The sequence below is a fragment of the Pseudomonas sp. Eqa60 genome (assembly GCF_018326405.1).
Classification (GTDB): Bacteria; Pseudomonadota; Gammaproteobacteria; order Pseudomonadales; family Pseudomonadaceae; genus Aquipseudomonas; species Aquipseudomonas protegens.
On sequence record NZ_AP024342.1, the window covers coordinates 5,087,164 to 5,107,291 of the forward strand.

A 20,128-nucleotide genomic window follows, 5' to 3' on the forward strand; every position below is an offset into this window, starting at 1 on the left:
GCGCTAGTCTTTGTAAATTGGAATATTCGGCGCCTTGCATTCGGAAAAACAAAATGAAGAACTCGATCCAGCATATCCAGGCCTTCCTCGCCGTGGCCCGCAGCGGCAACTTCAGCAAAGCCGCCGCCGAGCTGCACCTGTCGCCATCAGCCCTTACCGTGCAGGTCCAGCAACTGGAGGAATGGCTAGGGGTCGCCCTGCTCGATCGCAGCCCGCGCCATGTCAGCCTGACCGCTGCTGGGCTGCAGGCCCGGGGACCGATGGAGAAACTGCTGCTGGACCTGGACAACATCGTCAGTGGCTCCCGGGACCTGGCCGCCCTGCGTCGGGGCGTGGTCACCCTCGCCGCGCTGCCGTCGGTCTGCGCCGGGGTGCTGCCGCCGGCCTTGCGCCAGTTTCGCGAGCAATTTGCCGGAATCGAGGTACGCCTGCAGGACCTGGTGGCTCACCGCATTCATGCCCAGGTCCGGGCCGGCGAGGTGGATTTCGGTATCGGCGGGCGCGCCCGGCTCAGCCACGGGCTGGATTTCCAACCTCTGCTGGAGGATCGCCTGTGCCTGTTCGTGGCCACCGATCATCCCCTGGCCCAGCGCCAGTCAGTGACGCTGAAGGACCTGGCCCGCCAGCCGATCATTCTCACCGGCCGCGACAGCAGCGTGCGCGAGCAGGTCGAAGCGCTGTTCGACGACAGCCGACTGTCCCTGCTTCCAGCCATGGAAGCCAACTACATGAGCACGGTGCTGGCGCTGGTACGCCAGGGGCTGGGCATTACCCTGCTGCCGGAATCCGCCGATGACGGCCGTGAGGGCCTGCGCCGAATTGCCATCAAACACCCGGGGGTCAGCCGCGAGATCGGCCTGATCCGCCGCAGTGGCCAGCAACTGAGCCCAGCGGCGCAGCGCTGTTATGAGTTGCTACGCCAGAACCTGGCCGGCAAACATCGTTAGCGGGCCCCACAACGCACCGAACCGGCACAAGGCCGGTCCAGTGGGGATAAAAGCACCCGCTCAGTCGAGCATCGGCACGTGTCGCGGATGGCTTTGCACCCGCTGCATCCAGGCCTGGATGCCCGGGTAGCGGCTCAGGTCGAAACCGCCCTCATCGGCCACGTGGGTGTAGGCATAGAGCGCAATGTCGGCGATCGAATAGTGCTCGCCCACCAGGTACGGGGTGCGGCTCAATTGTTTCTCCATCACGTCCAGCGCCTTGTAGCCACGCTTGTGCAACTTCAGGTATTCCTCGCGGCGCTCCTCGGGCAGCCCTTCGTAAAGCTGGATGAAACGCGCCACCGCGATGTAGGGCTCATGGCTGTACTGCTCGAAGAACTGCCATTGCAGAACCTGGGTGCGCAAGCGCGGTTCGCTGGGCAGGAACTGACTGCCGTCGGCGAGGAAGTTGAGAATCGCGTTGGACTCCCACAGGCAGGTGCCGTCTTCCAGTTCCAGAACCGGAATCTTGCCGTTGGGGTTCTTTGCCAGGAAGGCCTCGGTCTGGGTATCGCCCCCGAGAATATCCACCGCCTGCCATTCATAAGGCAGCCCCAGCAGATTGAGCATCAACTTGATCTTGTAGCAGTTGCCCGAACGGTAATCGCCATAAACCTTGTACATGGCCCTCCCCTTAGGCTGCCTGTGCAGCCTGTGCTTGACGTATCACGGTGGCCAGCCGCTTGAGGCCTTCGTCCAGCCGCGCCGGATCGATATGGCTGAAATTCAACCGCAGATGCCCAGGGTTGCGTTCCGGATCGGCAAAGAACGGCTCACCGGGCATGAATGTGACGTCGTGCTCCAACGCCGACTTGAGCAAAGTGCGGGTATCCAGGGGCTGTTTCAAGCTCAGCCAGAAAAACAATCCGCCCTGGGGCACCTGCCAATCCGCCAGATCGGCGAAATGGGTGAGCAAGGCGCCCTGGAATTCATCCCGGCGCTGGCGATAGAAACTGCGCAACTGATCCAGGTGCGCCTGATACTGCTCGCTGCCGATCCACTGCATGGCCTGCCACTGGCCAACCCGATTGGTGTGCAGGTCCGCCGACTGCTTCAGCCGCAGCAGGTGCGGAAACAGGTCCGGGCTGGCAATCAGGTAACCCACCCGCAGGCCCGGCAACAGGGTTTTAGACACGGTGCCGGTGTAGATCCAACTGGCTTTTTCCAGGCGGCCGACAATAGGCGTGGCACTGCCACCATCGAACGTCAGCTCACGGTAGGGCTCGTCCTCGATCAGGGTCACGCCGAACTCGTCCAGCAAAGCCGCCACGGCATCACGCTTGGCTTCGCTGTAGCGCACCGCCGAGGGGTTCTGGAACGTCGGGATCAGGTAGATGAACGCCGGCCGGTGCTGCTCCAGGCGCGCACGCATCTGCACCAGGTCCGGCCCATCGGCCTGCAGCGGTACGGTCAGGCAGTCGGCGCCGAACAGCTGGAAAATCTGCAGGGCGGCCAGGTAGGTCGGCGCTTCCAGCATGATCTGGGTGCCCTTGTCGATGTACAGCTTGGCTGTCAGATCGAGGGTCTGCTGGGAACCACTGACCACCAGCACCTGGCTCGCCTCGCAAGGCACCCCGAGCTGGCGCGCCTGGGCCGCCAGGGCTTCACGCAATTGCGGCTCGCCTTCGCTCATGCCGTATTGGCCCATGGCCAACGGCATGTCCTGCCATTGCACCTTGGGCAGCATCACTTCGGCCGGCAGGCCCCCGGCGAACGACATCACTTCCGGGCGCTGGGCCGCGGCAAGGATTTCACGGATCAGAGAGCTTTTGAGACGCGATACACGTTCGGAGAAGGCCATGGAGATCACCGCTAGCGAAGGCTGAGGAAAATACGTCAAACTGCTTGACCGAAATTACGCCGACCTTTGCAGATACGTCAATATGCTTGACCTTAAAAACCAGGCTTCGCAGCAAGCGGCCATGGAAGCCTTCTTCTTCGGCTATCAGGCGTTTACCGCCAAGGCCGACGAAATGCTCGAACGCCGGGGCCTGAGCCGGGTGCACCAGCGCATCGTGTTTTTCATCGCCCGCTATCCCGGGCTCAGCGTCAAGGAACTGCTCAATCTGCTGGGGGTGAGCAAGCAGGCATTGAACACACCGTTGCGCCAATTGATGGAAATGCACCTGGTGGACAGCGTCGCACCGGACAGCGACAAGCGTAAGCGCCTGTTGCAGTTGACCGCCGATGGCACAGGCTTCGAGCAATCCCTGCGCCGCGAGCAGGTCAAACTCCTGCAACGGGCCTTCAGCGAAGCTGGCGAGAGTGCGGTCAATGGCTGGCTGGCGGTGAACCAGGCGCTGGCCGGCAAACCCGTCGAAGACTGAGCCCCTGCGGGCGCCATTCATTGGTGCGCCGGCCCCGGCCTTGCCCCAAACCCTTGCACACCCCGGCGCAACGTCGGGGCCGCGATATAGCCATGTTCGCGGATTTTTCGCACACAACCCCAAAAACATTATTTGCTTTCTTTGTATACAAACGCATAATTCGCCCGACGAGTTCTTGACCCACAGGTCAACAAAACCCGCACGCCTTACCTGCCTCAAAGAGCCGCTGCCCACCCTTGCGTGTCCGGCTCTGGAAAAAACAATAAAACTCTTGAGGAGTACTCGCTGTGGAAAGCCGCAAATCCGAAGCCTCTACGCTCGATCTCTCGCCGTCGCTGAACAGCGGCTGGCTGGAGCGCATCTTCAAACTCAGGTTGCATGGCACCACGGTGAAGACCGAGTTGATTGCCGGTCTGACAACCTTCATCACCATGGCCTACATCATCTTCGTCAACCCCAACATCATGGCCGACGCCGGCATCGATCACGGCGCAGCCTTCGTCGCCACCTGCATCGCCGCCGCCCTGGGCTGCCTGTTGATGGGCCTGTACGCCAACTGGCCGGTGGGCCTCGCACCGGGCATGGGGCTCAACGCCTTCTTCACCTACACCGTGGTCGGCACCATGGGCTACCACTGGGAAACCGCCCTTGGCGCGGTGTTCATTTCCGGTGTGCTGTTCATGATCCTGACCCTGTCGCGGGTACGTGAATGGCTGCTCAACAGCATTCCGGTGAGCCTGCGGTTCGCCATGGGTGCCGGGGTCGGGCTGTTTCTCGGCCTGATCGGCCTGAAGACGGCCAACATCATCGTCGACAGCCCGGCCACCCTGATCAAGCTCGGCAACCTGCGAGACCCCGGCCCACTGCTGGCGGCCGTCTGCTTCTTGATGATCGCAGTGCTCAGCTATCACCGGGTCTTCGGCGCGATTCTCATCAGTATCATCGCCGTGACCCTGGCCGGCTGGGGCCTGGACCTGGTGCACTACAACGGGATCATGTCCACTCCGCCGAGCCTGGCGCCGACCTGGATGGCCATGGACATCGCCGGCGTGTTCAACGTCAGCATGATCAGCGTGGTCCTGGCGTTCCTCTTCGTGCACATGTTCGACACCGCCGGCACCCTGATGGGCGTGGCCCAGCGCGCCGGCCTGGTGAACGCCGATGGCAAGATCGAGAACCTTTCCCGCGCACTCAAGGCGGACAGTGCCTCCAGCGTGTTCGGTGCCGTGGTCGGTGTACCACCAGTCACCAGCTATGTGGAAAGTGCCGCCGGGGTCGCCGCTGGTGGCCGCACCGGGCTGACCGCGGTCACCGTGGGCGTGCTGTTCATTGCCGCAATGTTCTTCGCTCCCCTGGCAGGCATGATCCCCGCCTATGCCACCGCCGGCGCGCTGATCTATGTGGCGATGCTGATGATGGGCGGCATGGCCCACATCAACTGGGACGAGGCCACCGACAGCATTCCGGCCATCGTCACCGCGATCATGATGCCCCTGACCTTTTCCGTCGCCGATGGCATTGCCCTGGGCTTCATCACCTATGTGGTGCTGAAGGCCGGCACCGGCAAGTACAAGGAAATCTCCATCAGCCTGTATGTGCTGTGCGCGATTTTCATCGCCAAGTTCATTTTCCTCTAGGACGCCCTGCTCCACCCAGGCCCCATCCCGCTGGATGGGGCTTTTTCGTTGCCGATGATCGGCTGTGGCCAGCAGGTCCGGGGCGGTCACAGGGCCCTTTCGGCGGCGAGCCGGCTCCTGCGGGATCTAGTGGAGCCGATGACCAGTGAAGGCTTTATGCCAGACGAAAAAAAGCCCGCAGTGTGGGCGGGCAAGGACCAAAGAAGCTATTTGCGCAGGATTCTTGGGGGGAAAGTCCTAGCTTCCTCTGTAGGTCGAATAGCTGTAAGGCGAGATCAGTAGCGGTACGTGATAGTGGTCCTGCTCGGCGCTGATGCCGAACCGCAGTACCACCACATCCAGGAACGCCGGCTGCGGCAGTTGCACACCACGGGCACGGTAGTAGTCACCGGCATGGAAGTGCAGCTGGTACACCCCGGAACGGTAGTCATCACCCTGCAGCAGCGGCGCATCGCAACGGCCATCGCTGTTGGTCAGGGTGCTGGCGACCAATTCCAGCTGGGCCCCTTCCACTCGATACAGCTCGACCTTGATAGCGCTGCCAGGGCAGCCATGTGCGGCATCCAAAACGTGTGTAGTCAAACGTCCCATTGATTCTGCGTGCCTGGCGCCTTCAAGCGTTCAGGCCTCGCGCCTCCCGGAGTCAGTAATTGAAGGAGACCGCAGCGTTTCGACCGGTGAAAAGCTGCGGCGAGAGCAAGATTAAGACATTTTTCAAAAAAATTGTACACAATAATAATCGCAAATATTCCCGGCCCCGCGACCCTTCGAATGCATCAGCGGATTTGCCTGTACGCCATAGCGACAGACGACTTGTCATCCATTAGCTGACCATCCAGGCAAGTTTCTTGCAGGTGACAGCCATAGCGATGAAAGCGGAAAAATGCAAAAAATCAGGCTTACAAAGTGAAGACAAACTTGTATACAATCATTCCATCGCAGTGACGCCCACCTGGCTTTCCGGCTTCAGGTTCCGCCACGCCACCGTTATCACGAATAAGAAGGAAGACTGCAGTGAGCGCTGACTACCCTCGCGACCTGATCGGTTACGGCTCCAACCCTCCTCACCCTCACTGGCCGGGCAATGCCCGCGTCGCCCTGTCCTTCGTGCTCAATTACGAAGAGGGCGGCGAGCGCAACATCCTTCATGGCGACAAGGAATCGGAAGCCTTCCTCTCGGAAATGGTCTCGGCGCAACCGCTGCAGGGCGAGCGCAACATGAGCATGGAATCGCTGTACGAGTATGGCAGCCGTGCCGGCGTCTGGCGGATTCTCAAGCTGTTCAAGGAATTCGACATTCCACTGACCATCTTCGCCGTGGCCATGGCCGCCCAGCGTCACCCGGACGTGATCCGCGCCATGGTCGAAGCCGGCCACGAGATCTGCAGCCACGGCTACCGCTGGATCGACTACCAGTACATGGACGAGGCCCAGGAACGCGAGCACATGCTCGAAGCGATCCGCATCCTCACCGAAATCACCGGCGAACGCCCACTGGGCTGGTACACCGGCCGCACCGGCCCGAACACCCGGCGCCTGGTGATGGAGGAAGGCGGCTTCCTCTATGACTGCGACACCTACGACGACGACCTGCCCTACTGGGAACCCAACAACCCCACCGGCAAGCCGCACCTGGTGATCCCCTACACCCTGGACACCAACGACATGCGCTTTACCCAGGTGCAGGGCTTCAACAAGGGCGACGACTTCTTCCAGTACCTGAAGGACGCCTTCGACGTGCTCTACGCCGAAGGTGCCGAAGCGCCGAAGATGCTTTCCATCGGCCTGCACTGCCGCCTGATCGGCCGCCCGGCGCGCCTGGCCTCACTCAAGCGCTTCCTCGAATACGTCAAGGGCCACGAGCAGGTGTGGTTCAGCCGCCGGGTGGACATCGCCCGTCACTGGCAACAGACCCACCCTTACCAGGGAGCGGCGAAATGACTGCCTTCCAGAGCCTCAAGCCCTCGACCCTGAGCCGCGAAGATTTCGTCAAGGCCTTCGCCGACATCTACGAACACTCGCCGTGGGTTGCCGAAAAGGCCTACGAACTGGGGCTCGACGCCTCCGTCGACCAGATCGAGACCCTGCACCAGCGCATGAGCGACATCCTGTTGAGCGCCGATCACGCCAGCCAGCTGGCACTGATCAACGCTCACCCGGACCTGGCCGGCAAAGCCGCCGTCCAGGGCCAGTTGACCGAAGCCAGTACCAATGAGCAGGCCGGCGCTGGCATTCACCAATGCACCGCCGAAGAGTTCCAGCGCTTCACCGAGCTCAACGACGCCTACAAGGCCAAGTTCAAGTTTCCCTTCATCATGGCGGTGAAGGGCAGCAATCGGCACCAGATCCTCGCCGCATTCGAAACCCGCATCCACAACTCGGTGGACACCGAGTTCAAATGCGCACTGGCAGAAATCAACAAGATCGCCCTGTTCCGCTTGCTGACCCTGTAGCGATTGCCCGCCTGGCCCGAGAAAGCACCTGCATCGATGCATTTCCCAGGGCCTCGCGAGCACCCCGGCCACTGAATTCAAGGCAGACAAGAAGAATGAAAACCAACGCCGTAGCTTTCGAGAAGTTCGTCAACCTGGCCGATGCCCGGCTGGGGACCAAGATCATCTCGGTCACCGATGACTGGTTCGCCGACGCCAACCGCCTGTTCCAACCGACTCCGGCGGTGTGGAAGGAAGGCGTATTCGATGACAACGGCAAGTGGATGGATGGCTGGGAATCACGCCGCAAGCGCTTCGAAGGCTACGACACTGCGGTCATCCGCCTCGGCGTGGCCGGCTCGATCAAGGGCGTGGACATCGACACTTCATTCTTCACCGGCAACTTCCCGCCCTCGGCCTCCCTGGAAGCCTGCTTCCTGGCCGCAGGCGAACCGGATGAAAACACCCAGTGGACCGAAGTGCTGTCGGCGGTGGAGTTGCAGGGCAACAGCCACCACTACCACGAGATCCACAACCACCAGCCGTTCAGCCACCTGCGCTTCAACATCTACCCCGATGGCGGCGTAGCACGGCTGCGGGTCTACGGCATTCCCTACCGCGACTGGTCGGCCATCGGCGACGACGAACAGGTCGACCTGGCTGCCGCCCTCAACGGCGGCCGCGCCCTGGCCTGCTCCGACGAGCACTTCGGGCGCATGGGCAACCTCCTCAACCCCGGCCGCGGCATCAACATGGGTGACGGTTGGGAAACCGCCCGGCGCCGTACTCCCGGCAACGACTGGGTGATCATCGCCCTGGGCCATGCCGGTGAAATCGAAAAGATCATCGTCGACACCCTGCACTTCAAGGGCAACTACCCGGACAGCTGTTCGATCCAGGGCGCCTTCGTCAAGGGTGGCACCGACAGCCAGATCGAAACCCAGAGCCTGTTCTGGCGTGAACTGCTACCCAGCCAGAAGTTGGAAATGCACGCCGAACACAGTTTCGTCGAACAGATCAGGGCACTGGGGGCTATTACCCACGTGCGCCTGAATGTATTCCCGGACGGTGGCGTCAGCCGCCTGCGACTGCTGGGCAAGGTCAAAAAATAAAGGGTCGCGCAGCGCGCGGGCGACCGGTTTGCCCGCAGTAGCCACGGACCAGACAACAACGAACTCGAGATAAGAAGAACAGCATGCGCACATTAGTGATTGAGCCCCTGAGCAAAGAAGCCTTCGCCCCTTTCGGTGACGTAATCGAGACCGACGGCAGCGATCACTTCATGATCAACAACGGTTCGACCATGCGCTTCCACCGCCTGGCAACGGTCGAGACCGCTCAGCCGGAAGACCAGGCCATCATCAGCATCTTCCGCGCCGACGCGCTGGACATGCCGCTGACCATCCGCATGCTGGAACGCCATCCGCTGGGCAGCCAGGCTTTCATCCCGCTGCTCGGCAATCCCTTTCTGATCGTGGTCGCGCCACTTGGCGATGAACCTGTATCGGGCTTGGTCCGTGCCTTTGTCAGTAATGGCAGGCAGGGCATTAATTACCATCGCGGCGTCTGGCACCACCCGGTGCTGACGATCGAAAAGCGGGATGACTTCCTGGTGGTTGATCGCAGTGGCACTGGCAATAACTGCGATGAGCATTTCTTCAAAGAGGATGAGCGTTTGATCCTCGCCCCCCACCAATAAGAGAAGGTCTGATCACCCGACAACAAGGGTGGCAGGCAAGAGGTAAAGACTGTGGAAGCACATCTGTTGGAATGGCTCAACCTGAGCGTGCGTTGGGTACATATGATCACTGGTGTGGCCTGGATCGGCGCATCGTTCTATTTCGTCTGGCTGGAGAACAACCTCAACCGCGTCAACCCCAAGGACGGCCTGTCCGGCGACCTCTGGGCGATTCACGGCGGTGGTATCTATCACCTGGAAAAATACAAGCTGGCACCGCCCTCGATGCCGGAGAACCTGCACTGGTTCAAATGGGAAGCCTACTTCACCTGGATGTCCGGGATTGCCCTGCTGTGCCTGGTGTTCTACTTCAACCCGATGCTCTACCTGGTTGCCCCCGGCAGCGGCCTGACCGGCCCTGAAGGCGTGGCCATCGGTATCGGTGCGTTGATCGCCGGCTGGTTCGTCTATGACTTCCTCTGCGATTCGCCACTGGGCAAGAAACCCGCCCTGCTCGGCTTCATCCTGTTCCTCCTGCTGATCGGCGCTGCCTATGGCTTCAGCAAGGTGTTCAGTGGCCGTGGCGCGTACCTGCATGTGGGCGCCATCATCGGCACCATCATGGTGGGCAACGTGTTCCGCATCATCATGCCGGCCCAGCGCGCGCTGGTGGCAGCGATCGCGGAAAACCGCACCCCCGACCCGACCCTGCCGGCCAAGGGCCTGCTGCGCTCGCGTCACAACAACTACTTCACCCTGCCCGTGCTGTTCATCATGATCAGCAACCATTTCCCGAGCACCTACGGCAGCCAGTACAACTGGTTGATCCTGGCCGGGATCGCGGTCCTGGCGGTATTGGTGCGTCATTACTTCAACACCCGTCATGACAGCCACAAGTTCGCCTGGACCCTGCCCGTCGCGGCACTGGGCATGATCTGCCTGGCCTACGTGACCGGCCCGACCCCAGCGCCAAGCGCTCCGGAAGTGGCCAAGGCCCAGACCCAGTACCAGCCATTGCCGGAAACCGCCCTGGGCGGCAAGCCGGCAACCTCGGCTGCGACAGAGGCACCGGCCGCTCCAGCCGCTGCGGCAACGGCTCCGGCCAGTGCCCCGGCGCAGGCGGCCAATGCCGGCCCGTCCTTCGACAAGGTGCATAGCGTGATCCAGGAGCGTTGCGCGGTCTGCCATTCGGCCAAGCCCACCAGCCCCCTGTTCAGCGCAGCACCAGCCGGGGTGATGTTCGACACTCCTGAGCAGATCCGCCTGCAAGCCGCGCGGATCCAGGCCCAGGCCGTCGCCAGCCAGATCATGCCGCTGGGCAACATCACCCAGATGACCCAGCAGGAACGCGAGCTGGTCGGTGCCTGGATTACCCAGGGAGCCCAGACCAACTGATCAGCCTGGTACCCGGCTGATTCGCGAGCAAGCTCGCTCCTACAGAACCGCAATTGTCTGTAGGAGCGGGCTTTCTTGCCATCAGTCAGAAGATTCGCCTGTTGCAAACACGTTGCGCGTAAAGACGCAGCGGTTAAATCACAAGAATAAAAAGATCCGAGGTGTTGCATGTCCGATTCATCCGAACAGTGCGTCCCCGATGCGCCCGCCATTCAGCGCTTGCCCTTCCTGCAACTGATCCTGGTCGGCCTGCAGCACGTCCTGCTGATGTATGGCGGTGCAATCGCGGTACCGCTGATCATCGGACAGGCCGCTGGCCTGAGTCGTGAAGAAATCGCCTTCCTGATCAATGCCGACCTGCTGGTTGCCGGGATCGCCACCATCGTCCAGTCAATGGGCATCGGCCCCATGGGCATTCGCATGCCGGTGATGATGGGGGCCAGCTTCGCCGCGGTGGGCAGCATGGTGGCCATGGCCGGCATGCCCGGCATCGGCATGCAGGGAATTTTCGGCGCAACCATCGCCGCCGGTTTCTTCGGCATGCTGATCGCGCCGTTCATGTCCAAGGTGGTGCGCTTCTTCCCGCCGCTGGTCACTGGCACGGTCATCACCTCGATCGGTCTCTCGCTGTTTCCCGTGGCGGTGAACTGGGCAGGCGGCGGCAGTAGCGCAGCCCAGTTCGGCTCGCCCATCTACCTGACCATCGCCGCTCTGGTGCTGGGTACCATCCTGCTGATCCACCGCTTCATGCGCGGCTTCTGGGTGAACATCTCGGTACTGATCGGCATGGGCCTGGGCTACATCCTCTGCGGCCTGATCGGTATGGTCGACCTCAGCGGCATGGCCCAGGCGCCCTGGCTGCAGGTGGTCACACCGCTGCACTTCGGCATGCCGCAGTTCCACCTGGCCCCGATCCTCTCCATGTGCCTGGTGGTGGTGATCATCTTCGTCGAGTCCACCGGGATGTTCCTGGCCCTGGGCAAGATCACCGGCCAGGAGGTCACCCCACGCATGCTGCGTCGCGGCTTGCTGTGTGATGCCGGGGCATCGTTCTTCGCTGGCTTCCTCAACACCTTCACCCACTCCTCCTTTGCCCAGAACATCGGCCTGGTGCAGATGACCGGCGTGCGCTGCCGTTCCGTGACCATGGTCGCCGGCGGCCTGCTGATCGTCCTCAGCCTGCTGCCCAAGGCGGCGTTCCTGGTGGCGTCGATTCCACCGGCGGTGCTGGGGGGCGCGGCCATCGCCATGTTCGGCATGGTGGCTGCGACCGGGATCAAGATCCTCCAGGAAGCCGACATCGCCGACCGGCGCAATCAGTTGCTGGTGGCCGTGAGCATCGGCATGGGCCTGATTCCCGTGGTGCGCCCCGAGTTCTTCGCCCACCTGCCCCTGTGGATGAGCCCCATCACCCACAGTGGCATCGCCATGGCGACCTTGAGTGCGCTGGTGCTGAACCTGCTGTTCAACATTCTCGGGGGCAGCGAGCGCGCGGCCAGCAATGCGGATCACGCCCATCAGCACTGAGTCACCAGCAGGGTGCCGGTTCGGCGCCCTGACCTTGTTTCACCGTTCATGCTTGACCGCAGCGCTCGCCCACTCAGGATCGAGCGCTGCCCATTAGACGCTGCGCCTTGAAAATAAGAACAAACAGGGAGCAACACCTATGCAGCCTGCCCAGGCTTTCCTGGCGGTGGCCGCTGGACGGCCATTAGCGCCATGCAATCCCCCTGACGGCCGCCAGTCATTGGCACTCTATTGCCCTTCAATGCGGATGCTTGCCTGAGATGGCCCGCATACCCGCCCCAAAGTGGTTGCAAGTGCGCCGTTGCGGAGCACTTGAGCCCTGCCGTGAGAGCCAGTATTCTCCGCGGCCGCGCAAGTCTGGTCTAAAAAAAAGCCCGGATGAAAAACCTGACCCAAGAGCCAACTTATCCCGACCTGGACAGGTAACAAGGCGCAAGAAAACATCGCGGAAAACACTCTCGCCCGGCGGTATCGCTACAGCCGGACGGGAGTTTTTTGCTTTTTTTCGGCCTTGGCTCAGCTCTTGCTAACAGCAACAAAGCTGACCGATCGGATGGTTTTTTGCAGCAACGAAAAAAGGCGCCAAACCAGAGCGCCAAGCCAAAAAAAACGTGGAACTACCTACTTGGGAGCAACCGAATGAAACCGATGTGCAAGAGCCTGATGTTGGCCGCCAGCTTGCTGGCCGGGGGGCAGGCCGTGGCTGGCGACCTGTTGCAATGGCAAAACAACAGCCTGACTTACTTGTATGGCAAGAACTTCGAAGTTAACCCGCAGATTCAACAGACGGTCACTTTCGAACATGCCGATGCCTGGAAGTACGGGGATAACTTTTTCTTCCTCGACCGCATCTTCTATAACGGCAAGGAAGACGGCAACGTCGGCCCGGACACTTACTACGGCGAGTTCACGCCACGCCTGTCGTTCGGCAAGATCTTCGACCAGAAACTTGAATTCGGCCCGATCAAGGACGTGCTCCTGGCGTTCACCTACGAGTTTGGCGAAGGTGACAACGAGTCCTACCTGATCGGCCCGGGCTTCGACCTGGCAGTCCCTGGCTTCGACTATTTCCAGCTGAACTTCTACCAGCGCCACACCGAGGGCAGCCGCCCGGGCGACAACGTCTGGCAGATCACGCCAGTGTGGTCCTACACCATTCCCGTGGGCCGTTCGGACATCCTGATCGACGGCTACATGGACTGGGTGGTGGACAACGACCAGAACGCCAAGGGTACCTACCACGCCAACCTGCACTTCAACCCGCAGATCAAGTACGACCTGGGCAAGGCGCTGAATTGGGGCGCCAAGCAGCTGTACGTCGGCTTCGAGTACGACTACTGGAAGAACAAGTACGGTATCGAGGACTCGCGCAACTTCGAGACCAACCAGGACACCGCCAGCCTGCTGGTCAAGTACCACTTCTGATGCTTGGCTGATGCCGCCTGCGCCCCTCCATGGAGGGGCGCAGGCGGTATTTGCCATCAGGCAATGCGTGAACCGGAATCCCGCCAGAATGCCGGATCGGCACTCTTGAGCCGCTCCACCGCGTTGTGGATGTGGCTCAGCGCCGCTTGCCTCGCCCCTTCGACATCCCGCGCCGCAATCGCCCGATAGACCGCCAGATGCTCGGCACGCACCGTGCGCGCCAGATCCTTGCGCCGTTCCTCATTGGAGCGGGTGATACGAATCGCTTCCTTGATGAATTGCGCAATGAATTCATGCAAGGAGGGGTACAGCGGGTTACCGGTGGCCTGGGAAATCGACAGGTGGAACGCCAGGTCCTGCTCCACCCCATCCTGACCCGCCTGCTCGGCGCTATCGATAGCCAGCAGCGCTTGATGAATCGCCTCTAACTGCGAAGGGGTATGGCGCTGGGCCGCCAGGGCCGCCGCCTCGCCTTCGATACCACGACGCAGTTCGGTGACCCTGAGCACCGCCTCGATCGAGCCACGTACGTCCAGGTCGATAGTGAACGCCTTGATATGGGCGCCCTCGCACACCACGGTGCCGCTGCCTTGGCGCACCTCCACCAGGCCCGCCGACTTCAAGCGCGATATGGCCTCGCGGATGACGGTGCGGCTGACGCCGAAACGCTCGCACAGAACCGGTTCGGTGGGCAGGCGCGCTCCCGGCAGGACTTCGCCATTGGCGATGTGTGCCTTGAGCGCCGCAGTCACCTGGTCCGCCAGCGTGCCCTTGGCCGAATCCTTGAGCGTCGCCAGGGAATCGGCGGCGGGGAAAGCGTTATCAGGCTTGGACATGGGCATCTCGGTAGTCAAATTGGCTAACGGTACTGCATTTCAGGCACGCCGTCCTGCCCGAAGCCCGCCATTGAATTCGTATGATGTATTATGTTATCTAAGCCATGTCAGCAAGTCCGATAAAAACAAAATCACCCAAATACAAGAAACAAGGATGGGTAAAGACATGCCTGAATCACTGTCGCAAACCGCCTCGGCCCCGGTCACCGCCTCCTTCGAGGACCTGGCCTACCGTAAAGTCGCCTGGCGCATCCTGCCGCTACTGTTGCTGTGCTACCTGGTGGCCTATCTGGACCGGGTCAACGTCGGCTTCGCCAAGCTGCAGATGTCCGAAGACCTGCAGTTTTCCGAAGCGGTCTATGGCCTGGGCGCCGGGATCTTCTTCATTGCCTACTTTCTGGTGGAGATCCCCAGCAACCTGATCCTGCATCGAGTCGGCGCGCGGCTGTGGATCGCGCGCATCATGATCAGCTGGGGCCTCATTTCCTCGTGCATGGCCTTCGTCAGCACCCCCACTTCTTTCTATGTCATGCGCTTTCTGCTGGGCATCGCCGAGGCCGGGTTCTACCCGGGGGTGATCCTCTACCTGTCGTACTGGTTCCCCTCCAACCGCCGCGGCAAGATGTACGCACTGTTCGCTACCGCCGTGCCGCTTTCGGGGCTGATCGGCGCACCGCTATCCGGGTGGATCATGAGCGCCCTCAATGGCCATCACGGTTTCGCCGGCTGGCAGTGGATGTTCTTTCTCGAAGGCCTGCCCTCGATTCTGGTGGGCGGCCTGGTGATCTACTGCCTCAGCGACCGGATCGCCGACGCCGGCTGGCTGACCCGGGAACAGAAGACCCTGCTGCAGAGCAGGATCGAAGCCGAAACCGACGGCCACCAGGTACACAGCGTGCGCCAAGTGTTCGGTCAGCCGCGGATCTGGCTGCTGACCGCCATCTACTTCTGCATGATCGCCGGCTTCTACACCGTCGGTTTCTGGCTGCCCTCCTTGATTCGCCAGGCAGGCGTCAGCGACGTCTTCCAGGTCGGCATGCTCACCGCGATTCCCTATGCCGCAGCGGCGCTGACCATGGTGCTGATATCCCGCAGTGCCGACCGCCTGCGCGAACGTCGCTGGCACCTGGCGCTGACCGCGGTGCTGGGTGGGGTGGGGCTGATGATTTCCGCCACCTGGAGCGACAACTTCACAGTGTCGATGATCGGCCTGACCCTGGGGGCCATGGGCGCCTTCAGCACCCTGCCACTGTTCTGGAGCCTGCCCACTGCCTTTCTCGGCGGCACCGCAGCGGCAGCCGGGATTGCCCTGATCAACTCCTGGGGCAACCTCGCCGGGTTCGTTTCACCCTACCTGATGGGCTTTCTCAAGGACCTGACCCAGAGCACCACCATCGGCATGTACGTGATGGCCAGTGCGCTGTTCGTCGGAGCCCTGCTGGTCTTCAAGATCCCCGGAAAACTGGTCAATCGCTGATAGTTGGAGTCACTCATGAATATTCTTGTCACCGGCGCCGCCGGGTTTCTCGGACGCCGCCTGATCCAGGCCCTGCTCGAGCGCGGCTCACTCACCGACCGTCACGGCCAGTTGCACCCCATTCAGCGGATTACCGCGTTCGACCGTGAACCCGTGCAAGGCCTCGACGACCCTCGGGTCCTGGTCAAGGGTGGAGATATCACCGATCCCCAGGTCCTGGCGAACCTGATCAACGCCGACACCCAGAGCATCTTTCACCTGGCAGCAGTGGTCTCCAGCCAGGCAGAAAGCGATTTCGATCTGGGCATGCGCGTCAACTTCAGCGCCACCCAGGGACTGCTGGAACGCGCGCGACAGTTGGGTACTTGCCCGAAGTGGGTGATGACCAGCTCGGTGGCCGTCTTCGGTGGACAACTGCCGGACACCGTCGGCGATGATCAAGTCTGGTCACCCCAGAGTTCCTATGGCACCCAGAAAGCCATGAACGACCTGCTGCTGGCCGACTATAGCCGGCGCGGCTTCGTCGATGGCCGCAGCCTGCGCATGCCCACCATCGTCGTGCGCCCGGGCAAGCCGAATCTGGCGGCATCAAGCTTTGCCAGCGGCATCATCCGTGAGCCCCTCAACGGTCAGGCCAGTGTCTGCCCGGTGCCCTTGAACACCCGGCTATGGCTGATGTCACCGGCACAGGCCATTGCCAACCTGGTTCACGGTCATGAGCTGGCCGCCGAGCGCTTGAGCCAGGGCCGGGTGATCAACATGCCCGGTTTGTCACAGACAGTGGAGCAGATGATCGATGCGCTGCGCGAGGTGGCCGGTGACGCGGTGGCCCGGCAGGTTCAATTGCGGCCGGATGCAGCCATCGAGCGCATCGTCGGCTCTTGGCCGGGAGCGTTCAGCACACCGTATGCAAACCAACTGGGCTTCACCGCGGACCCGGACTTTGCCAGCGTGATCCGACAGTTCATCAGGGATTATCTGCATCGTTGAACAACGGACCGCCCCCAGGATGGCCTCCTTGAGCTGGAGGCCGTCCTCGCTGGGTTTGCCACAAGACCTGCAAGCACTACCAGCTGTAGCTCAGGTTCAACTGCCCGCCGTAACCGTACTCGCTGGCGCTTCCCGAATGGCCGAATAGATGACTGGATAGCTCCACATCCCGAGCGACCCGCAACTGGGCTCCTACCTTCAACTCCAGAGCATCCCGCGATGGCCTGGCATCGAAGCTGTTACTCCCCATCCGTACCGACGGCACCGCCTCGCTATGCAGCCAGTTGGTTTCGACAAAGGGTCGCAGCACCGATTCATCGGCTGCCTGACCAGGCTGCTGGTAGAGCCGCACGCCAATACTGGAGCGCCAGGCATCGGCAGTGCCATTGCGCAACCGCGTATCCCGCAAGTCTGCGGCCCTGGCGGTATAACGGCTATAGATCAGCTGCCCGCGAGGCTCCACCACCCAGGCCCGGAAGGGAGAATCAGCGGCAAATGGCGCCAATGCATAGCCGGACTCCAGGGAGGCCGACCATAGGTTCGAATCATAATCGGCGGACCCCAGTTCACTGCTCAGCCGGTTGGTATAGCGACCATACTGCAACCAGGTGTCGACATAGGCGCCCAGCCGGTTCACGTCATCCGCATAGAAAGTGCCATACACGCCCGCCGAATAACCCGAGACCTTGCCATGGGCCTTCGCGCGAACAGCAGTATTGGTGTCGCGGCGCATCAATGTGGAGGTCGAGTCGATGCGCGCGTCGCCATAGCCCGCCATGAGCCCGGCATAGAGCGCACCTTGCGCGCCCACCGGCCGGCGCAGCAACGCCCCGCCCATCTGCACCACATCGCTGCTGGAATCGATATCGACCTTGCCTTCGGCCATACGCATGCCCTTGTCATGCCGCCCCTGGGCCCGCATCCAGAGTCCCGAATCCTGGCGGTCGGCCCCCAGGCTGCGCTTGCTTGCACGGTCCTGCAGGCCATGGTCGAACATTGTCCTGGTGGCCTGCTGGGTGCCGATATATGCCCCGCCTTCCGGTGCCACCTGGCTGGCTTCTGAGGTCAGGTACCAGTCATTCGTGTTGCCCGAGATGCCACCTTGCACCAGGCTGTACTCATAGCCATTGATCGAAAGGCTGCCGACGCTCCAACGATAACCGCTGGAGCCCGTGTCCAGGTAGAAGGCGTCGGCTGCGATGGTTCCGCCATTGATCGCCTGCACCAGGGGGATCCCCTCCTGCGTCAGCCCCCCCTTACCGCCAGCGTTGAGCACTCGCACTGCGGTTCGACCACTTGCCGTTCCACCATCGATGACCAGCCGGTCGCTGGGGGACGTGTCGCCGCCCAGGTGGGTGCTGAATACCATCGTGCCATTACCGATGTAGTCGTTAACGGTCAGGGTCTGGAAACCGGCTGCGCCGAACACCAGCGTACCGTTGTTGGTCAAGGTGCCCAGTGTCGAGTCACTGCGTATGTTCCAGCGGCTGCTGTCATCGAGCAGCAAGCTGTTGATCCGCCCCCCGCTCTCGGCCCGCAGAGCCCCCGTCAATTCCGAGCCGGCGCTGAGGCTCAGGTCCACACTGCCGTTCTGGGCAAGGACATCGCCCACCAGCGTCGAGCCGCTGGCCTCGACACTGACCTGGCCGGTATCGACGGGAACATTGTTCAACACTGCCTGGCGGGTCTGCAGAAAGATGCCCTGGGCCTCCTGCCCATCGGCACGCGCAACAATGCTCGAGTTCATCAGGGTGAACTGATGATCGCCGCCACTGGCCAGCAAGCCTGCGCCATCCTGGGTACTGATCTGACTGCCGGTCAGCGAAAGGCTATTGCTCGCCGTCCCGCTGTTGACATAACTCCAGACGCCAGACGCCAGGTCCCCGTGAGTGGCCAGCCGGGAGTTCTCCAAAGTTGCCACCGCACCATTGCCCAGTGCCAGGGCGGACGCACCGTTGCCGTTGGTGATGACCTCGGTGCTACTGACGGCCAGACGCGCATCGTCCGCCCGCACGAACAGACCATGGGCCGCTTGCCCATGGGTGACGACCTCAGACTGTGCGAGGCGCAGGTCGGCTCCCGTAGTTTGTGCCAGGGCGCCGAAGGATCCGGCGCCAAAGGTTTCAATCCTGATATTGCTCGCCTCAATGCTGGCATCGCTGTCGAACTGGTTGTACAGGTACAAACCCAGCGAATTCGCACCATGAGTGGTGATGCTGCCGTTGCTCAGCGTCGCCTGGCCGGCCCGGTTATCCAGCCCGTGGGCAAACTGGGCGCCGTAGGTGTCGATGCTGAAGCGATCGGCCACCAGCTTCGTCTCGGGCATGAACATCCATATTCCGCCTGCTTGAGCTCCAGAGGAGCTGATGCGGACGTTATTCAACGTGGCGCTGGCGGCGTCGCCATTGAGGTTGAGCCCATAGCCATTGCTGGAGCTCAGCGTTGCATCGCGAATATCGGCTGACGAGCCAACGCCGTCGAAGTCGTAACCCAGAAATACTGCGTCCTCGTGGGCGGTGAGGCTGCCGCCAAGCATCGAGAATTTGCCACCATAAAGTCGGGCGCCGGAGTAACTGGCAGAAGTGCCATGGCTGTCGATGAAGGCCAGGCTTGAACCCGCCCCCCTGACATACAGAACCGAAGCGTTCTCGCCCGCCGTATCGATGGTGACCGCCTCCAGCGTCATTGAGGCGCGCTGGGACACCTCGGCGCCATATCCGTTGGCATTACTGGTAGAGATGCTCAGGTTACGAGCGTCCAGGGCCGTTCCCGCATCCGAGGCGACCACGCCATGGCCATAGATGCCGAGGGTGGTAATGCTGCCACCGTCAAGCGTGATACGGCCACCACCGTACGCGTAGGCACCAAATGATTGCCGGGAAGTGAGCGAGGTGCCGGTGGCGACGATTTCACTGCCAGGACCACGGGCCTCGAGCGCGTAAGTGCGGTGGCTCAGTACCTGGCTATCCACCAGAGTCACGTGTCCACCATCGCTGGCGCTGACCCCGACCGTGAAGTTGCCGCCCGGGGAACCGGCCTGGATATCAACCCCTTCGGCATTCAGGTTATTGCCCTTGGCCGAAATGTTGATCGCCGCCCCCGGGCCGTCATAGATCACGGAGTCGCCCGGATGCAGGTTCATCGAATCACCGCCAGCCGGATTGGAGAGATCAATCTGGCCGTACTCAGCAGCTCGCGCCTGGATCGACACAGCCACGAGGGACATCGTAAAAAGGCCCGACAGCGTCGAGCGGACCAATCGTTGCATGAGACTACCTACCACATTTGCGTCGCAGGCTCCTCAAGACAATGTCCACAATTGACAGCAAATGGCCGTAGAAAGCAGGAGGAACCGCGATGATGATCGACATTGATCACCACCATCATCCAAGCGATCCCGAACCTTTGTAATCAGATT

Annotated in this window: 17 protein-coding genes; 12 read left to right on the top strand and 5 right to left on the bottom strand. The window is 61.6% G+C overall.

Annotation, left to right across the window (positions count from 1 at the left end; translation table 11 throughout):
- Window positions 1–53: 53 nt before the first annotated feature.
- Entirely contained in the window at window positions 54–947 is an 894-nt protein-coding gene (locus tag KI242_RS22780) for a LysR family transcriptional regulator (RefSeq protein ID WP_011062630.1), read from the top strand.
- A 60-nt stretch (window positions 948–1,007) separates the two neighbouring features.
- On the opposite strand, the gene KI242_RS22785 is transcribed toward KI242_RS22780, so the two are convergent.
- Both KI242_RS22785 and KI242_RS22790 read right to left on the bottom strand, forming a co-directional pair.
- Window positions 1,008–1,610, bottom strand: coding sequence for a glutathione S-transferase family protein (locus KI242_RS22785; RefSeq protein WP_011062631.1), 603 nt, complete (start codon window positions 1,608–1,610; stop codon window positions 1,008–1,010).
- 10 nt (window positions 1,611–1,620) lie between these two features.
- Window positions 1,621–2,787 (bottom strand): PLP-dependent aminotransferase family protein, encoded by a 1,167-nt coding sequence (locus KI242_RS22790; protein WP_015636598.1) that lies wholly within the window; start codon window positions 2,785–2,787, stop codon window positions 1,621–1,623.
- An 82-nt stretch (window positions 2,788–2,869) separates the two neighbouring features.
- On the opposite strand from KI242_RS22790, the gene KI242_RS22795 reads away from it, so the two are divergent.
- Window positions 2,870–3,313, top strand: coding sequence for a MarR family transcriptional regulator (locus tag KI242_RS22795; RefSeq protein ID WP_011062633.1), 444 nt, complete (start codon window positions 2,870–2,872; stop codon window positions 3,311–3,313).
- Window positions 3,314–3,600: 287 nt separating this feature from the next.
- Window positions 3,601–4,950, top strand: a complete 1,350-nt coding sequence (locus tag KI242_RS22800) for an NCS2 family permease (protein WP_015636600.1) — start codon at window positions 3,601–3,603, stop codon at window positions 4,948–4,950.
- 237 nt (window positions 4,951–5,187) lie between these two features.
- On the opposite strand, the gene uraH is transcribed toward KI242_RS22800, so the two are convergent.
- Window positions 5,188–5,541: a hydroxyisourate hydrolase gene (uraH, locus tag KI242_RS22805; protein ID WP_011062635.1), complete on the bottom strand. Its 354-nt coding sequence runs from the start codon at window positions 5,539–5,541 to the stop codon at window positions 5,188–5,190.
- Window positions 5,542–5,964: 423 nt separating this feature from the next.
- On the opposite strand from uraH, the gene puuE reads away from it, so the two are divergent.
- The 7 genes from puuE (at window position 5,965) to KI242_RS22840 (ending at window position 13,407) form a co-directional block, all read left to right on the top strand.
- Window positions 5,965–6,891, top strand: a complete 927-nt coding sequence (gene puuE / locus KI242_RS22810; RefSeq protein WP_011062636.1) for an allantoinase PuuE — start codon at window positions 5,965–5,967, stop codon at window positions 6,889–6,891.
- Window positions 6,888–7,403 carry a 2-oxo-4-hydroxy-4-carboxy-5-ureidoimidazoline decarboxylase gene (uraD, locus tag KI242_RS22815; protein ID WP_011062637.1) on the top strand — a complete coding sequence of 172 codons (516 nt, stop codon included), beginning with the start codon at window positions 6,888–6,890 and terminating at the stop codon, window positions 7,401–7,403. The genes puuE and uraD overlap by 4 nt, the downstream gene beginning before the upstream one ends.
- A 95-nt stretch (window positions 7,404–7,498) precedes the next feature.
- Window positions 7,499–8,494, top strand: a complete 996-nt coding sequence (alc, locus tag KI242_RS22820) for an allantoicase (protein ID WP_041752465.1) — start codon at window positions 7,499–7,501, stop codon at window positions 8,492–8,494.
- An 83-nt stretch (window positions 8,495–8,577) separates the two neighbouring features.
- On the top strand, window positions 8,578–9,081 hold the full coding sequence (locus KI242_RS22825) for an ureidoglycolate lyase (RefSeq protein ID WP_011062639.1): 504 nt from the start codon (window positions 8,578–8,580) through the stop codon (window positions 9,079–9,081).
- A gap of 51 nt (window positions 9,082–9,132) precedes the next feature.
- The gene (locus KI242_RS22830; RefSeq protein WP_015636602.1) at window positions 9,133–10,455 is read left to right on the top strand and encodes a urate hydroxylase PuuD; all 1,323 of its coding nucleotides are present in this window, start codon (window positions 9,133–9,135) and stop codon (window positions 10,453–10,455) included.
- Window positions 10,456–10,623: 168 nt separating this feature from the next.
- The gene (locus KI242_RS22835) at window positions 10,624–11,982 is read left to right on the top strand and encodes a nucleobase:cation symporter-2 family protein (protein WP_053153204.1); all 1,359 of its coding nucleotides are present in this window, start codon (window positions 10,624–10,626) and stop codon (window positions 11,980–11,982) included.
- Between the two features lie 639 nt (window positions 11,983–12,621).
- Complete coding sequence (locus KI242_RS22840; protein ID WP_011062642.1) at window positions 12,622–13,407, top strand: outer membrane protein OmpK; 786 nt, start codon at window positions 12,622–12,624, stop codon at window positions 13,405–13,407.
- Window positions 13,408–13,463: 56 nt separating this feature from the next.
- On the opposite strand, the gene KI242_RS22845 is transcribed toward KI242_RS22840, so the two are convergent.
- On the bottom strand, window positions 13,464–14,249 hold the full coding sequence (locus tag KI242_RS22845) for a FadR/GntR family transcriptional regulator (protein ID WP_019093447.1): 786 nt from the start codon (window positions 14,247–14,249) through the stop codon (window positions 13,464–13,466).
- Window positions 14,250–14,409: 160 nt separating this feature from the next.
- Between KI242_RS22845 and KI242_RS22850 the strand changes: the two genes are divergently transcribed.
- Window positions 14,410–15,720, top strand: coding sequence for an MFS transporter (locus KI242_RS22850; protein WP_011062644.1), 1,311 nt, complete (start codon window positions 14,410–14,412; stop codon window positions 15,718–15,720).
- Between the two features lie 15 nt (window positions 15,721–15,735).
- Complete coding sequence (gene denD, locus KI242_RS22855) at window positions 15,736–16,710, top strand: D-erythronate dehydrogenase (protein ID WP_053159749.1); 975 nt, start codon at window positions 15,736–15,738, stop codon at window positions 16,708–16,710.
- A gap of 76 nt (window positions 16,711–16,786) precedes the next feature.
- Here the strand turns inward: denD and KI242_RS22860 are convergent, their stop codons facing one another.
- Window positions 16,787–19,978: an autotransporter outer membrane beta-barrel domain-containing protein gene (locus KI242_RS22860; RefSeq protein ID WP_244868152.1), complete on the bottom strand. Its 3,192-nt coding sequence runs from the start codon at window positions 19,976–19,978 to the stop codon at window positions 16,787–16,789.
- Window positions 19,979–20,128: the final 150 nt, after the last annotated feature.

Bases quoted from the DNA above. Each gene is read 5' to 3' on its own strand.
- KI242_RS22790 (WP_015636598.1), bottom strand. From the start codon at position 2,787: ATGGCCTTCTCCGAACGTGTATCGCGTCTCAAAAGCTCTCTGATCCGT.
- uraD (WP_011062637.1), top strand. From the start codon at position 6,888: ATGACTGCCTTCCAGAGCCTCAAGCCCTCGACCCTGAGCCGCGAAGAT.
- KI242_RS22850 (WP_011062644.1), top strand. From the start codon at position 14,410: ATGCCTGAATCACTGTCGCAAACCGCCTCGGCCCCGGTCACCGCCTCC.
- KI242_RS22795 (WP_011062633.1), top strand. From the start codon at position 2,870: ATGCTTGACCTTAAAAACCAGGCTTCGCAGCAAGCGGCCATGGAAGCC.
- denD (WP_053159749.1), top strand. From the start codon at position 15,736: ATGAATATTCTTGTCACCGGCGCCGCCGGGTTTCTCGGACGCCGCCTG.
- KI242_RS22785 (WP_011062631.1), bottom strand. From the start codon at position 1,610: ATGTACAAGGTTTATGGCGATTACCGTTCGGGCAACTGCTACAAGATC.
- uraH (WP_011062635.1), bottom strand. From the start codon at position 5,541: ATGGGACGTTTGACTACACACGTTTTGGATGCCGCACATGGCTGCCCT.
- KI242_RS22780 (WP_011062630.1), top strand. From the start codon at position 54: ATGAAGAACTCGATCCAGCATATCCAGGCCTTCCTCGCCGTGGCCCGC.
- KI242_RS22860 (WP_244868152.1), bottom strand. From the start codon at position 19,978: ATGCAACGATTGGTCCGCTCGACGCTGTCGGGCCTTTTTACGATGTCC.
- alc (WP_041752465.1), top strand. From the start codon at position 7,499: ATGAAAACCAACGCCGTAGCTTTCGAGAAGTTCGTCAACCTGGCCGAT.
- KI242_RS22835 (WP_053153204.1), top strand. From the start codon at position 10,624: ATGTCCGATTCATCCGAACAGTGCGTCCCCGATGCGCCCGCCATTCAG.
- KI242_RS22825 (WP_011062639.1), top strand. From the start codon at position 8,578: ATGCGCACATTAGTGATTGAGCCCCTGAGCAAAGAAGCCTTCGCCCCT.
- KI242_RS22845 (WP_019093447.1), bottom strand. From the start codon at position 14,249: ATGCCCATGTCCAAGCCTGATAACGCTTTCCCCGCCGCCGATTCCCTG.
- KI242_RS22840 (WP_011062642.1), top strand. From the start codon at position 12,622: ATGAAACCGATGTGCAAGAGCCTGATGTTGGCCGCCAGCTTGCTGGCC.